The organism is Providencia sp. Me31A (assembly GCF_050487165.1).
In the GTDB taxonomy this organism is placed as follows: domain Bacteria; phylum Pseudomonadota; class Gammaproteobacteria; order Enterobacterales; family Enterobacteriaceae; genus Providencia.
Genome location: NZ_JBKQGZ010000057.1, coordinates 1 through 2,391, shown reverse-complemented (window position 1 = coordinate 2,391; position 2,391 = coordinate 1). Strand labels below are relative to the sequence as shown.

The following is a 2,391-nucleotide window of genomic DNA, read 5'->3' as shown; positions in this document are numbered from 1 at the left end:
TGTTAATGATCATGCAAAACTCCACCAAATTAGGCAGGAAAGATCGTGTAAAAATGATCCACCTGATAGCTCTGCTACACTCCCTGTTTTTGCAAGGGATAATTTGGAATGCTTTGTATGGAAACCATCACCAAAGTCCGACGTCTTTTTCATAAAGATAGACTCTCTCAACGCGAGATTGCTAAGAAATTACAACTTGACCGACGTACTGTTCGTAAATATTTAAATTTAACGGAAATCCCTCGTTATCAGCGTGAAAATTATCTTTCACCTAAATTAGGACCCTTCAAAACTCGCCTTATTGACCGTTTAGAAGCGCAAATGGCATTGCCTAAGCATCAACGGCTCTCTGCCGTCCGGCATTTTGAGTGGCTATGTAGTCTTGGATTTGAAGGGAAATATCCTTGTGTATCACGGTTTATTAAAAGGTTTTATCAGGAATATCAGTCTATTAAGCCTGTTTTCATCCCTCAGTCCTTTCCATGTGGAGAGTCTTATCAATTTGATTGGAGCCATGAAAAAGTCTGTATTCAAGGTGAGGTCATTAAACTTAATGTGGCTCATTTTAGACTTTGCCATTCTCAAGCGTATTTTGTCAGAGCTTATCTGAGGCAAACGGTTGAAATGCTTATTGATGCGCATAATCATGCCTTTCAATTTTTCGGTGGAACACCACAACGAGGTATTTACGATAACCCCAAAACGATTGTGAAAAAAATTGGCCAAGGGAAAGAACGCATTTTTAATGACGCTTTTCTTGCTATGGTGAACCACTTTCTAATCGAACCTGTCGCTTGCACGCCTGCTGCGGGCTGGGAAAAAGGTCAAGTTGAGCGTCAAGTTCAAACGTTACGAAAACGCTTTTTTTTACCGATGCTCGCCTTTGATTCATTGGATGAACTGAATGCCTATTTGCTCTCAAAATGTCAAAAACGGCTGGAACAGCCTTGGAAAGATGATAAACACCAAACAATTAACGAGCGGTTAATCAAGGAACAACATCACTTTTCAGCCTATATCCCTTATTCAGGCTATCGAACAGAGCGTTTACTGGTGAATACCTGTTCGCTCATTTTATTTGATTCTCATCGGTATAGCGTACCTTGCCATTTGGTAGGAAAAGCCGTGACCGCTCAAATCACTGCGGATACGTTGCGTGTTTTTTATGGACATGAGGAGGTGACTCAGCATCCACGAAGCTTCTTAAAAAATCAAACCACCTACAACCCTTACCATTATTTATCAGCTTTGGCGAAAAAACCGGGGGCATTACGTCATGGTGAACCCTTTATCCATTGGCCCTTACCGGAATGCATTAAAACGCTCCAAAAACACCTTATGTCACAGCCGAAAGGCGATAAAGCGATGGTCAAGTTGTTAAGTTTAATAGCAGATTTTGGTGAAGACATCGGTATTACTGCAGCTGAAATCGCTTTAGAACAAGGCATTCCCACGGTAGAAGCTATTCTGAATATTATTCTTAGACTGACTGAACCGACGATCCCTGAGCTCGAATCTCAGCATATCCCGTTAACACGCCCACCGGTAGCAACGTTAACTCACTTTGACCAATTATTGACAAGGAAATAACCATGGAAAGACAAGATTATATCGATGCATTAAAAACACTCAAACTGAGCACTATGGCAGAAGCATTTGATGACGTGGTGATTGACGGAGTGAGACGAAAAAGGCCCACACTAGATATTTTAGAAAAGTTACTCAATGCCGAAATAACACAACGGCAAATTAATCAAACTGAGGCGAGAGTGAAACGAGGGCGTTTTCCTCAGCAACGTCACTTTAGCGATTTTAATTTTGACCACAGTACACTTGATCAAGCCCATCTTGATTTATTAATTGTGGGTGATTATGTCAAACAAAAAAAGAATATCCTGTTTGTCGGAGGACCAGGAACAGGAAAAACCCACCTAGCAACAGCATTAGGGCTTCATGCCGCAACGCAAGGGTATAAAGTTCGATTTTGGAATGTCCTTGAATTAGTGAACCAATTGGAATTAGACAGTGATAGCAAAAATTATAAGTTAACGCCGCAAATGCAGAAACAGGATATCGTTATTCTTGATGAATTAGGTTATTTACCCTTTAGTCAGCGAGGAGGAACATTATTATTTCACTTTATCAGCCAACTACATGAACAAACGAGTTTAATTATTACAACGAACCTAGAATTCTCAGAATGGGCAAAATTATTTACGGATACAAAGATGACAAATGCCTTATTAGATCGATTAGTCCATCACTGCCACATTCTTGAAACGGGTAACGAGTCTTATCGTTTTAAACACCGAGATTAAGATTATTTTTTTAGATATTAGGTGGAGTATTTTTCAATGATCATCGTGGTGGATTTTTTGAAGATCATTGACA

At 39.9% G+C, this 2,391-nt stretch carries 2 protein-coding genes; both read left to right on the top strand.

Going from position 1 to position 2,391, the window contains the following annotated elements:
• The first annotated feature begins 108 nt into the window (after positions 1 to 108).
• Complete coding sequence (gene istA / locus ACLPIE_RS22355; RefSeq protein ID WP_430263830.1) at positions 109 to 1,590, top strand: IS21 family transposase; 1,482 nt, start codon at positions 109 to 111, stop codon at positions 1,588 to 1,590.
• A 2-nt stretch (positions 1,591 to 1,592) separates the two neighbouring features.
• On the top strand, positions 1,593 to 2,318 hold the full coding sequence (gene istB / locus ACLPIE_RS22350; protein ID WP_430263829.1) for an IS21-like element helper ATPase IstB: 726 nt from the start codon (positions 1,593 to 1,595) through the stop codon (positions 2,316 to 2,318).
• Positions 2,319 to 2,391 lie beyond the last annotated feature (73 nt).